Annotated in this window: 11 protein-coding genes and 1 tRNA gene; 11 read left to right on the forward strand and 1 reads right to left on the reverse strand. The window is 37.4% G+C overall.

Annotation, left to right across the window (positions count from 1 at the left end):
* Nucleotides 1-63: 63 nt before the first annotated feature.
* The 5 genes from trxB (at nt 64) to BN1068_RS06255 (ending at nt 4,698) form a co-directional block, all read left to right on the forward strand.
* Entirely contained in the window at nt 64-996 is a 933-nt protein-coding gene (gene trxB, locus BN1068_RS06235; RefSeq protein WP_077601964.1) for a thioredoxin-disulfide reductase, read from the forward strand.
* 470 nt (nt 997-1,466) lie between these two features.
* The gene (rapZ, locus tag BN1068_RS06240; protein WP_077601965.1) at nt 1,467-2,354 is read left to right on the forward strand and encodes an RNase adapter RapZ; all 888 of its coding nucleotides are present in this window, start codon (nt 1,467-1,469) and stop codon (nt 2,352-2,354) included.
* Complete coding sequence (locus tag BN1068_RS06245; RefSeq protein ID WP_077601966.1) at nt 2,351-3,301, forward strand: gluconeogenesis factor YvcK family protein; 951 nt, start codon at nt 2,351-2,353, stop codon at nt 3,299-3,301. The genes rapZ and BN1068_RS06245 overlap by 4 nt, the downstream gene beginning before the upstream one ends.
* Before the next feature lie 61 nt (nt 3,302-3,362).
* Nucleotides 3,363-4,313 (forward strand): DNA-binding protein WhiA, encoded by a 951-nt coding sequence (gene whiA / locus BN1068_RS06250; protein WP_077601967.1) that lies wholly within the window; start codon nt 3,363-3,365, stop codon nt 4,311-4,313.
* A 127-nt stretch (nt 4,314-4,440) separates the two neighbouring features.
* On the forward strand, nt 4,441-4,698 hold the full coding sequence (locus BN1068_RS06255; protein ID WP_077601968.1) for an HPr family phosphocarrier protein: 258 nt from the start codon (nt 4,441-4,443) through the stop codon (nt 4,696-4,698).
* Nucleotides 4,699-4,828: 130 nt separating this feature from the next.
* On the opposite strand, the gene BN1068_RS06260 is transcribed toward BN1068_RS06255, so the two are convergent.
* Nucleotides 4,829-4,904 (reverse strand) — tRNA-Arg (locus tag BN1068_RS06260).
* Nucleotides 4,905-5,141: 237 nt separating this feature from the next.
* On the opposite strand from BN1068_RS06260, the gene clpP reads away from it, so the two are divergent.
* The 6 genes from clpP to BN1068_RS06290 all read left to right on the forward strand — a co-directional run bounded on the left by clpP (nt 5,142) and on the right by BN1068_RS06290 (nt 12,166).
* On the forward strand, nt 5,142-5,726 hold the full coding sequence (gene clpP, locus BN1068_RS06265) for an ATP-dependent Clp endopeptidase proteolytic subunit ClpP (protein WP_077601969.1): 585 nt from the start codon (nt 5,142-5,144) through the stop codon (nt 5,724-5,726).
* Between the two features lie 592 nt (nt 5,727-6,318).
* The gene (locus BN1068_RS06270; protein ID WP_077601970.1) at nt 6,319-6,885 is read left to right on the forward strand and encodes a glycerol-3-phosphate responsive antiterminator; all 567 of its coding nucleotides are present in this window, start codon (nt 6,319-6,321) and stop codon (nt 6,883-6,885) included.
* Nucleotides 6,886-7,188: 303 nt separating this feature from the next.
* Nucleotides 7,189-8,232, forward strand: a complete 1,044-nt coding sequence (locus tag BN1068_RS06275) for an ABC transporter substrate-binding protein (protein ID WP_077601971.1) — start codon at nt 7,189-7,191, stop codon at nt 8,230-8,232.
* A gap of 12 nt (nt 8,233-8,244) precedes the next feature.
* Nucleotides 8,245-9,366 carry an ABC transporter ATP-binding protein gene (locus BN1068_RS06280; protein WP_077601972.1) on the forward strand — a complete coding sequence of 374 codons (1,122 nt, stop codon included), beginning with the start codon at nt 8,245-8,247 and terminating at the stop codon, nt 9,364-9,366.
* Nucleotides 9,363-11,072 carry an ABC transporter permease gene (locus BN1068_RS06285; RefSeq protein WP_077601973.1) on the forward strand — a complete coding sequence of 570 codons (1,710 nt, stop codon included), beginning with the start codon at nt 9,363-9,365 and terminating at the stop codon, nt 11,070-11,072. The genes BN1068_RS06280 and BN1068_RS06285 overlap by 4 nt, the downstream gene beginning before the upstream one ends.
* 299 nt (nt 11,073-11,371) lie before the next feature.
* Nucleotides 11,372-12,166, forward strand: a complete 795-nt coding sequence (locus BN1068_RS06290; protein WP_077601974.1) for an HAD-IIA family hydrolase — start codon at nt 11,372-11,374, stop codon at nt 12,164-12,166.
* Nucleotides 12,167-12,196 lie beyond the last annotated feature (30 nt).

The following is a 12,196-nucleotide window of genomic DNA, read 5'->3' on the forward strand; positions in this document are numbered from 1 at the left end:
TCGTAATTTCATTACACTATACGTTGGAATAAGAATATTATAATGGTAAAGGGGCGGTATTGAATGTCCGAAGAAAAAATATATGATGTGATTATTGCCGGAGCTGGACCAGCAGGGATGACTGCTGCAGTCTATGCTTCACGGGCAAATTTAGATACATTGATGCTGGAACGGGGTATTCCCGGCGGTCAAATGGCAAACACAGAAGATGTAGAAAACTATCCTGGATTTGATCATATTTTAGGGCCTGATTTGTCGAATAAAATGTTCGAACACGCTAAAAAATTTGGTGCGGAATATGCATATGGCGATATTAAATCCATTGAAGATCATGGCAATTATAAAACCATTTATGCAGGAAAGAAAGAGTACCATACCAAAGCTTTAATTATTGCGACAGGAGCACAGTATAAAAAACTTGGCATCCCTGGTGAAGAAGAGCTTGGTGGACGCGGTGTATCTTATTGTGCGGTTTGTGATGGTGCTTTCTTTAAAGAAAAGGAACTGATTGTTATCGGCGGCGGAGACTCTGCTGTGGAAGAAGGCGTATATTTAACAAGATTCGCAAGCAAAGTAACCATTGTTCATCGCCGTGATGAACTGCGTGCACAGCGCATTCTTCAGGACCGTGCATTTGATAATGATAAAATTGAATTTATTTGGGATACAGTGCCTGAGAAAATTAATGGTACAGACGGAAAAGTCAGCAGTATCACTTTAAAAAATAGAAAAACGAACGAAGTATATGATTTTGATACAAACGGTGTGTTTGTTTATATCGGTATGCTTCCATTAAACGATCCGTTTACAGATTTAGGAATTACAGATGCAGAAGGATACATCCCTACCTCTGAAAACATGGAAACAAAGATACCTGGAATTTTTGCAGCTGGAGATATCCGTGCAAAGGATCTCAGACAAATTGTTACCGCTACTGGTGACGGAAGTATCGCAGCTGAAACAGCAATTAAATATGTAGAGACATTAGAAGATTAATTAAGGTAATTGTCGAATTTTAGGTGATGACTAATTCGAAAGTTATTGGTAATTGTCGAATCTATAGGGGTTATCAATCTTAAGGTATATTTTGTATAAAAAAATTAATCTCCAGTAACTGCTTCTTAACCTTGTTGTAACACGTATGAAACAATGAAAGGTTAAGATAGGGTTAACTAATTGACCCCCTTTTAATAGATAGATTAGTTTTGGGACAGGTGACTCACCTGTCCATTTTTTTTGGGTTAAAATAAAGAGGGCATTTTTTGTTTGTAGAGCATGTTCAAAAAGCAGCATTTAACCGAATTCTTGGCGAATGTCAGGTTTTCTAATATAATGAAGTAAGATACAATAAGTATAGTAATAAGGTTGGCCGGTTAGAGCTTAGGTATCCGGGAGCCGGGGAGTTGCTTACCCGCCCCGTCCGAAACATAAGCGGCATCGGAAGAGGTTTGAAAGGGGAGAGTTCAGTGAATCAAGAAAAAGAAACAAAGCTCGTTATTATTACTGGAATGTCAGGAGCCGGGAAAACAGTTGCGGTACAAAGCTTTGAGGATTTAGGTTATTATTGTGTAGATAATCTACCTCCTGCACTTCTTCCAAAATTTTTAGAGTTAATGAAGGATGCTTCTAACACCATTCAGAAAGTAGCCCTTGTCATGGATTTACGGGGAAGAGAATTTTTTGATTCCTTATACAAGGCATTAGATGCAATTAGCCATACACCATGGATTCAAAGCCATATTCTATTTTTAGATGCAGCTGATGAAACACTGGTTACAAGATATAAAGAAACAAGGCGCTCTCATCCATTAGCTGTAGGCGGGCTTCCTTTAAACGGAATTCATCAGGAGAGAGTTATTATTGATGAATTGCGCGGACGTTCTCAAAGAATTATTGATACTTCAAATCTTAAGCCAAGAGATTTACGTGAAAAGATCCTTCAATTATATAAGGAAGAAAAGCAGGAAGTGTTTTCTGTTCATTTCGTATCTTTTGGATTTAAATATGGGATTCCAATTGATGCAGATTTAGTTTTTGATGTACGCTTTTTGCCGAATCCGCATTATGTGTCTGCACTTCAGCCTTTAACAGGATTAAACCAGGAAGTTTCTTCTTATGTATTTAAATGGACAGATACACAGCTGTTTACAGATAAATTAAATGATTTATTCCGTTTTATGTTTCCGCAATATAAAAAAGAAGGAAAATCACAATTAGTTATTGCAATCGGATGTACTGGCGGGCAGCATCGCTCGGTAGCTTTAGCGGAGTATTTCTCAAAACAGTTCAGTGATGATTATATTACACATGTCAGCCATCGGGATATAGAGAAAAGAAAGGCTAAATCATCATGAGCGATGTTCCTAAAATAACAGCTATTGGCGGAGGAACAGGGATGCCGGTTTTACTGCGTGGATTAAAGGATTTACCGGTGGAGCTAACAGCAGTTGTGACTGTAGCAGATGATGGTGGCAGTACAGGGAGAATCCGTTCAGAAATGGAGATACCTGCACCGGGGGATATTCGAAACGTTATTGCTGCTTTATCTGATGCAGAGCCTATGCTTTTAGAGCTCTTTCAACACCGGTTTCAGCAGGGGAACGGATTGACTGGCCATTCATTAGGAAATTTATTATTAGCTGCCATGACATCGATGACCGGTAATTTTAATCAGGGGATAAAAGAAATTTCCCGGGTTCTTAATGTGAAAGGAAAGATATATCCGGTTTCAAATGATAATATGTCTTTGCACGCGATTATGGAGGACGGAGAAGTTATTCATGGCGAATCAAATATTCCTCTGTCCGGAAAACGGATTAAACGCATTTTCTTAGAACCGCAGCCGCTGCATCCATTGCCCAATGCTGTTGAATCCATTGAAAAAGCAGATTTGATTGTTATATCTCCAGGTAGCCTGTATACCTCCATCATGCCGAATTTAATCGTTCCAGAGGTGAAGGAAGCATTACACAACGCGAAAGCAAAGAAAGTCTACGTTTGTAATATCATGACACAGTATGGAGAAACAACGGGATATTCTGCGGCAGATCATGTTCAGGCTATTCATGATCATGTTGGGGAGGCTTGTGTTGATTATGTTATTGTGCATAATCAGCCAATAGATGCCCAAACACAGGAGATTTATAAAGAAGAGAGAGCATTCCCGGTAGAAGCGGATATTGACCGTTTAAAAGCCATGAATGTTCAAGTTGTTGCAGGAAATATTGTTGTAAAGCATAAAGATGGAACACTTCGTCATAATAATGGTAAAATTGCTGAAATGCTTTATAAATTTTTATAATTTTATCATGGAATGAAGTTTCACTCTATGTTGCGTGTCAAAAGGGAAGGAGTGTGATACTATGTCCTTCGCATCAGATATTAAGAAAGAACTAACCGCGATTCAATCGGACTCCTGCTGTCAGTTAGCTGAGTTAGCTGCATTAGTTCGAATGAATGGCGTTATTTCTATATCAAAGCAAAGTTATGCACTGGATGTGCAGACAGAGAATGCAGCAATTGCAAGGCGTATTTACACATTAATTAAGCAAAATTATACATTGCCGGTAGAACTGCTTGTCCGTAAAAAAATGAAGCTGAAAAAAAATAACGTTTATATTGTCCGTTTGAAAAATGGTGTCCAGTCTTTATTAGAGGATTTGGATTTAATCGAAAATCAATATCAGATTCTCCGGACTATTTCAGAGAAGTACTTAGATAAAGAGTGCTGCCGCAAATCATATTTACGTGGAGCATTTCTGGCCGGCGGTTCCATGAATAATCCGGAAACATCTTCTTATCATTTAGAAATTTTTAATTATTATGAGGAGCATGCAGAAGCGTTAAAAACATTACTGAATGGATACGATTTGCACGCCAGAACACTGGAACGTAAAAACGGATATATCGTATATATGAAAGAAGCTGAGAAAATTACTGCTTTTCTAAGTATTATCGGTGCACATCAGGCATTATTAAAATTTGAAGATGTTCGTATTGTCCGTGATATGCGGAATTCTGTAAACAGGTTAGTAAATTGTGAAACAGCGAACTTAAATAAAACTATTGGTGCAGCATTCCGTCAAATTGAAAATATTAAATTGATTGAACAGACGGTCGGACTGGAACAATTACCAGAAAAATTACAAGAAATAGCTAAGCTGCGTGTCCAGTATGAAGAGGTTTCATTAAAGGAATTAGGTGAGCTTGTTTCCAGCGGAACGATCTCTAAATCTGGCGTCAATCACCGTCTGAAAAAGATTGATGAATTTGCTGAAAAAATTAAACGCGGAGAATTACAGCTTGGTAATTAATGCTAGTATCCGGAGAATATGATATAATGCAGTAAATATCATGGAACATCGCCAAAAAATAAATGCAGAGCTTTCTCTGCATTGCAAAAAAATGGAGGCGTTTACTTAAGACAGGAGAGTGGATTTGTTGATTGAGAAAACGGTGAAGATTGAATTAAATTCAGGACTGCAGGCAAGACCAGCTGCCTATTTTGTACAAGAGGCCAATCGATTTGATTCACACATATTTTTAGAGAATGATGATAAAAAAGTGAATGCGAAAAGCATTATGGGATTGATGAGCTTAGCTTTGACAAAAGGAGAAGAAATTAAGCTTATTATCGAAGGGGAAGACGAAGAAGAGGCAATGGAATACTTAACAAGCCTTGTTCGTGAAAAAGTATGATTAAGTTAATGGAAAGCTTTAAATAAACAGTAAATATCAGATTTCTTCCTATGAAAAACTCCCTCTTAAGGAAGGGTAATCTTTACCCAGACTTAAGAGGGAGTCATCATTGCATTACAATTTTTTCGAGCGCGCCCAGAGGGATTCGAACCCCCGGCAAACCTGGTACCGGAAACCAGTGCTCTATCCAGCTGAGCTATGGGCGCATATTGTTTTATTAAAAACACAATCTTTATTATACATACGAATTCCTTTTGAGACAAGTCCTTTTTCTTTATTTGATAAAATTTCTTAGGTTTAACAAACATAAAATCGGGAAAACTGGTTAAAGTAGAAATTTGGAGAATCTTTTTGTTTGACCTTTATTGACCAATGAGCTATCATAATAAATATAGAAATTAAATCATCAGCCATATTAACTGGCAACTCAAGGAGGATTTATAATGAATTTAGTACCTACAGTTATTGAACAAACAAACCGTGGTGAACGCGCATATGATATTTATTCCCGTTTATTGAAGGACCGGATTATTTTACTTGGCAGCGGTATTGACGACAATGTTGCCAATTCTATTGTGGCACAGCTATTATTCTTAGAAGCAGAAGATCCAGGAAAAGATATCTCTTTATATATTAATTCTCCTGGCGGTTCTATTACAGCCGGTATGGCAATTTTCGATACAATGAATTTTATTAAATCAGATGTATCCACTATCTGCATCGGCATGGCCGCTTCTATGGGGGCATTCCTGCTTAACGCCGGTGAAAAGGGTAAACGTTTTGCATTGCCGAACAGTGAGATTATGATTCACCAGCCATTAGGCGGTACGCAAGGGCAGGCAACAGATATTGAAATTCATGCAAGAAGAATTATTGAAATTAAAAAACGCATGAACCGCATCATGTCTGAAAATACCGGACAGCCATTAGAAGTCATTGAACATGATACAGAGCGTGATAACTTTATGACTGCAGAACAGTCTAAAGAATATGGCTTAATTGATGACATCTTTGAACGTAAACAATAATAAATAAAGTGTGAAACGTAAAAACAGACTAAGGTTAGCACCTGGTCTGTTTTTTTGCTATTTTCTAAGTTGAGATATTTTAAATTTTTCCTGTTAGAAAGGATTCATTTATAAAACATTTTAACAGCAATAAATTTTTCTTTATAAAATAAAAAAACTATTTATCATAAATCTGAAATATCTTGTAAATACTGTGAAATTAACCGTTTTGCCATTCCTACACTGTATAGTTTATGGTAAAATAAACTCAAGAAAGAGTTTCGAAAATAATGTAAAAATTCTAAGTTGCATTACCCTGTACATGCTATCCCATATTTCATAAGTCTTAGGCATCTTTGACGGGATGAGAAGTTTCCTTTTATAATCCCCTACAAGCGAATATTTAGCAGGATATAACGGTATTCTCTATCTGCAGAAAAAATCGTTCCTCAAGACGGAAATATCACTTTAAAGCTGTTTCTCCATGAAATGTTATCTTTTGTATAAACTTTCACGACCTAAAAGCTGTCAAGACATAAAGACTTTAAAAACGATCTTTTTAGGTAGATTAATTTATAATCTATTATTGGAAAATATTTCAAGGAGGATATAAATGGAAAAAATAGTTAATATTGTAGAGTCACAGGTTATCGCTTCTGTGAAGTCACCAGAACATTTAGATTTGGCTGCGGCTTCGAATTCAAATGTTGTATTTTTATTAACGGGAGATTTACTGACAACATCTGATTATCTGGATGTACTTAAAAAGGCTGGAAAGCAGACTTTTTTACATATAGATTTTATTGAGGGGCTTTCTAATTCAAAAAATGCATTAAAGTATATTGCAGAAGTATGGCAGCCGAAAGGGATTATTACAACAAGAAACAGCCTGATTAAATATGCAAAAGAAGAAGGATTAATGACAGTTCAAAGAATATTTTTAATTGATAAAAATGCTATGAAAAAAGGAATTGAGATGGCGGATCAATATCAGCCTGATGCTATTGAAATATTACCTGGACTTATGCCAAGTGTCATAGACGAATTAACAAGGACAACAAAACTCCCTATTATAGCTGGGGGACTGATCAGCAAAGAAAAGGAGATTCTGGAAGGATTAGAGGCAGGTGCTTTAGCTATTTCTTCAAGTGATCCTAAACTATGGAATATTGATATTTGATATAAATAAATCAAAGGACTCTGTGGATGGATAATACCATAGAGTCTTTTTTGGTGAAAAAGAGAATAAAACTGCTGATTTCCGTAGTCTTAGACTGATTTTGTAAATATTTGTTCACAAAATTGTGATTTTTTCTTTACAATATTGAAAGCGTTTGCTATACTTGTGACAATAATTAAATAACTCTATATAGAAATAGGAGAAGATAGAGTTGGATAATTACCTTTCCCAGGAGAGGTGTGTCCAATTTCTTATCTTCTCCTATTTTTTTGGGTTATTTTAAATAAAAAGGAGGAGAAAGGTATGAAAGGTAAAAAAGGGCAGTTAGTAATAGGGGTATTATTTATTGTTTTGATTAGTTTACTTGCGGCTTGTGCTGGTGATGATGCTGGAGGAGAGGGTGACTCAGGCGGCGGAGGGGCAATTACACTTTATTCGCCGGAAACACCTGATTTAACGAATGAATTAGCTGCAAAATTTGAGGAAGTTCATGGAACACCGGTAAATGTAAATTATGCAGGAACGAATGTACTTGTGAATCAAATGATTGCCGAGCAAGGTAACCCACAGGCCGATGTCTGGTATGGCGGCGGAGGGATTCTTCCTTTTGAAACAGCTGTAGATAAGGATATTATTACACAATATATTCCAGAGGCAGCGGAGGATTGGGAAGTTACGGAAAACGGCATCAAAATGAAGCATCAGGATGGCTATTATGTAGGTACAGAGATTTTTGTACTTGGTTTTGCTTATAATACAGAATTGGTTTCTGAAGAGGAAGCGCCAAAAACATGGGAAGATTTATTAGATCCTAAATGGGAAGGTAAAATTCAATTTCCAAACCCGGCCGCTTCTGGTACATCTACATTGATGGTACTAAGCTACATGATGCAGCACGGCGAGGAAGAAGGCTGGGAGTATTTCCAAAAGCTGACGGATTACGCAAATTCTATTCCTGATTCAGGCTCCAGTCCGACAAAAGGGGTTGCTATGGGAGAAGCTGAAATAGCAATCGGCTTCGATTTTATGGCATATGAACTGAAGGAAAATGGAGAAGATGTTGATTTTATAGTTCCTGAAGAAACGCCAGTATTAGTAAACCCGATTACATTGGTTAAAGATGGACCTAACCCGGATGGCGGTAAGCAATTTATGGACTTTATGCTGAGCGATGAAGCGCAGGAAATTTTAGCTTCGTGGAATCATATCCCGATTAATCCGGATGTTGAATCACAAACACCGATTTCTTTAGAAACTGTGCAGGAGCATGCCATTGATCTGGACATTGATTGGGTGAACGAGAACTATGATCGAATCAGAAATGATTGGAATACGAATATAGAGTAAAGGAATGGTTTTATGGGTTCTGTTGTTGTAAATCAGCTTACAAAGAATTTTTCTGGAACAGATGTGCTTAAGAATATTGAATTAGATATCCAAGAGGGCGAATTTTTTGCTCTTCTTGGCCCCTCCGGATGCGGAAAGACAACAACCATGCGTTGTATTGCCGGATTTGAAACACCTACAAGCGGAGAAATAAAAATTGGCGATAAGGTAGTAAATAAGATTTCCCCCCACCAAAGAAACTGTGGAATGGTATTCCAGAGCTATGCGTTATTTCCGCATATGAATGTTTTTGATAATATTGCGTACAGCTTGAATATCAAGCGTTTAAGAGATAGCAATATGTTTAAAAAAATCGGAGTATATATCCGGATGCTGAATAGTAAAATTGTTAAATATCCCAAAGATATTGAGGAAAAAGTAAATAGTATTTTAGAATATGTAGAGCTGCAGGATCATGCCAAAAAGCTGACAGGTGAGCTTTCTGGCGGACAGCAGCAGCGGGTTGCGTTAGCCAGAGCGCTTGTAATGGAGCCGCAGGTTTTATTGATGGACGAGCCTCTATCCAATCTGGACCAGAAGTTAAGGCATACGATGAGAAATACAATTAGAAGAATTCAACAGGAACTGAAGATTACAACGATTTTCGTGACACATGATCAGGAAGAAGCAATGAGTATGGCAGATCGCGTCGCTGTAATGAACGGCGGAGAAATTCTGCAGATTGGTACACCGACAGATTTATATAGTAATCCGAAGACACCGTTTATTGCAGATTTTGTCGGTACCTCTAATATACTTCCTGGCAAGGTGACTAAAAAAGAAAATAATCTGGTTTATGTGCAGGTGGGAGATTACGAAATTCAATCTACGATGAATACAGATCTTGATGATGTGCAGCTTGTGATCAGACCAGAGAATTTAATTGTAAAGGATAAAAACGAAAGTACGATAGACAATTATTTTGAAGGTACAGTAGAAGTGGCAACTTATTTGGGATCGACTGTAAGGTATGATATTAAAGTCGGGGAACATAATTTGCTGGTGGACACGGTATTTGAATCAGGAGATAAGATTTTTGCAAAGGGATCAGAAATCAAAGTTATTGTAGATCCTGAAAGGGTTTTGCTGTTATGAAGAAATTAAAAGATAATTTTAACGGTCTTGGGATATTAAAAATACTTGTCTATGCTTTCTTTCTGTTGTTCTTAATTATTCCTTTACTATCTATCTTCCTGGTGAGTTTTACAAATGAGCCTATCAATATATTTGGTTCATTAATAAGCATGGATACGCTGCAGACAACTATCAATCAATTCAAAAATGCTACCTTAGATAACTTTACTGCTATTTTTCATAATACAACTTATTTTACCTCCCTGAAAAATAGTTTGTATTTGGCAATAACGGTATCACTCGTTGTTATGGTAATTTGTATTCCGATTGCTTATGGGATTGCAAGAACGAAGATGCCATTTAAGAAAACAATCAGCGCACTATGCACCATTCCGTTGGTAGTACCAACTTTTATTTCTGGATATTCCTTTATCATTATGTTCGGAAGATCCGGATGGGTCACACAAATCTATCAGTACTTGGGCGGAGAAGGGCTTTTTATTGATCCATATTCGATGACAGGGATAGCAATTGTACAAATATTTTTCTTTTTCCCTTATGCATTATGGCCAATGGTAGCCGCATTTAAAGTAAGTGATATCTCGCTTGAGGAAGCGTCCAGAAATATGGGAGCAAAGAGCTGGCTTACTTTTTCAACGGTGACGATGCTGCTGGTCGTGCCCGGAATGCTATCCACAGCACTGGTTATCTTTGCGGTCAGCTTTTCTGATTTTGGAACACCGATTATTCTGGCACCAAGTGATTTAAACCTGATTGTTGTAGAAGCGTACAGAGAAATTTCCGGATTTTTTAACTGGGGCGGTGCCGCTATCTTGACCGTTGTTATGATTGCTATTGCAGGGCTTGCTTACTGGCTGCAAAATTATTTCACTAAAAATATGAATTACGGTTCCGTATCTGGAAAACCAAAACAAGTCAAACTGAGTGATAATAAAATGCTGACTGTTCCTTTGTTTATATTTTCAGCTTTCGTTATTATCGTTCCATTATTGTCGGTACTTACTGTATTTTTACAGTCGATTGCAACTACTTGGGGAAAGGACCTTCTGCCAAGCGGTTATACGTTATCTCATTACCAGACCATTTTCACGTCCTCCCTCGGAAACATTCAAAACAGTATTGTGCTGGCGCTGGGGGCTCTGGTAATAAGTGTTGTCGTATCAGCGGCAGTAGCTTACTTTGTTGTCAGGCATAAATCTACAGCACTTGATTTTGTAACGACAGTACCGCTGATTGTTCCGGGAATTGCTGTTGGTATTGCGTTGATTCAGACATTTAATACAGCACCTTTACAGCTTACAGGAACAGCTTTTATTTTAATTGTCGCGTATGCAATGCGAAGATTGCCGTATATGGTCCGGTCTACGATGAGTACGATGAAATCCATTAAAGCTGATATTGAGGAAGCTGCCATAAACCTCGGCGCCTCTACCTTCACCGCTTTATTGACCGTTGTTGGACCATTGATGCTTCCTGGTATCGCGGCAGGATCGATATTAGTTTTTGTAACTGTCATTAAAGAAACAAGTATATCGATTCTGATGGCACCGGCAAGCTGGGCGCCAATGAGTCTGGCAATCTTTCAAAATGTTATGCGGGCAGAATATTATTCTGCAGCAGCGATGTCAATTGTTCTCGTTGTCATCGTAGTTATATTCCAGATGATTGCAGAAAAACTTACGAATAGAAGTGAGAAGAAAAGTTAAGTTTTAAATATGATGTCCGGGAGTTTTTTTCTTAGAAAAAAATCCCGGACATAAAAACAAAATAGGTTCTAAAAATCTTTATAGATACTTGTCATGGGTAAATTTTTATAAAAAAAGGGCATCAGACGGATTTTATTTAACGGAATATTCAGTTATTAATCTTTTAAACATTTATAAGTCAAAGGAGAGTAATAGTCATATACCGATTACAAAAGAATTTTTTTCTTGGCTTTTCTTACAGAATTGCCGAGGTTAATAAATGCATAAAGCAATTATAAAACAACAAGGAGGACATCAGGGTGAAACGGGGATATATTTTTGATTTAGATGGTACGATTTATTTAGAGGAGAAAATTATTGAAGGGGCAAGGGAGACCATCAAGGCTTTGCGGGACAGAGGAGACGAGGTTGTTTTTCTGACAAATAAATCGATTGAAACAACAGAGACCTATGTAAATAAATTAAATAAACTGGGGGTTGAGGTAACAAATGAAAATGTTATTAATTCCAATATACTGACAGCCCGATATTTAAAATCTCAATTATATCAAACGGAAAAGGTCATGGTTATCGGAGAGGAGCCATTAATTAATGAAATAAAAAAACAGGGCATTGAGGTATCTGATAATCCGGAAGAAGTAAAATATGTGGTGTTAGGCTGGGATAGAAAATTCAGCTATGATAAATTAAACCGTGCTTTTCAGGCATGGAGGAACGGCGCGGTTGTAGTAGCAACCAATCCTGACCGCACCTGCCCGATGCGCGGGGGGCAGATACCGGATTGCGGGGCAATGATTGGAGCGATGGAAGGAGCAACCGGAGAAAAAATAGAAATTATACTTGGCAAGCCTTCCTTATTAGCTGCTAAATTTATTGTAGAAGATATTTTGAAATTGCCATCAAAAAGATGCTTTATGGTAGGGGACAGATTGGAAACAGATGTGAAGATGGGAAATGATTATGGCATGAATTCTATCTTGGTTCTGACAGGAATAACAGATAAAAGTATGGTGGAAACGACACCATATAAGCCTCATTACACTTTAAACAGTGTGAAGGATATTTTAAATATGAAAACAGATGCAGTTGTCTGATTAAAGCGGAAAAAAGCATATCTATCCAGG

The organism is Oceanobacillus sojae (assembly GCF_900162665.1).
GTDB lineage: Bacteria > Bacillota > Bacilli > Bacillales > Amphibacillaceae > Oceanobacillus > Oceanobacillus sojae_A.

Coding starts and splice junctions, on each gene's coding strand:
- clpP (WP_077601969.1), top strand. CDS start 5,142: ATGAATTTAGTACCTACAGTTATTGAACAAACAAACCGTGGTGAACGC.
- BN1068_RS06285 (WP_077601973.1), top strand. CDS start 9,363: ATGAAGAAATTAAAAGATAATTTTAACGGTCTTGGGATATTAAAAATA.
- BN1068_RS06245 (WP_077601966.1), top strand. CDS start 2,351: ATGAGCGATGTTCCTAAAATAACAGCTATTGGCGGAGGAACAGGGATG.
- BN1068_RS06280 (WP_077601972.1), top strand. CDS start 8,245: ATGGGTTCTGTTGTTGTAAATCAGCTTACAAAGAATTTTTCTGGAACA.
- whiA (WP_077601967.1), top strand. CDS start 3,363: ATGTCCTTCGCATCAGATATTAAGAAAGAACTAACCGCGATTCAATCG.
- BN1068_RS06270 (WP_077601970.1), top strand. CDS start 6,319: ATGGAAAAAATAGTTAATATTGTAGAGTCACAGGTTATCGCTTCTGTG.
- trxB (WP_077601964.1), top strand. CDS start 64: ATGTCCGAAGAAAAAATATATGATGTGATTATTGCCGGAGCTGGACCA.
- BN1068_RS06275 (WP_077601971.1), top strand. CDS start 7,189: ATGAAAGGTAAAAAAGGGCAGTTAGTAATAGGGGTATTATTTATTGTT.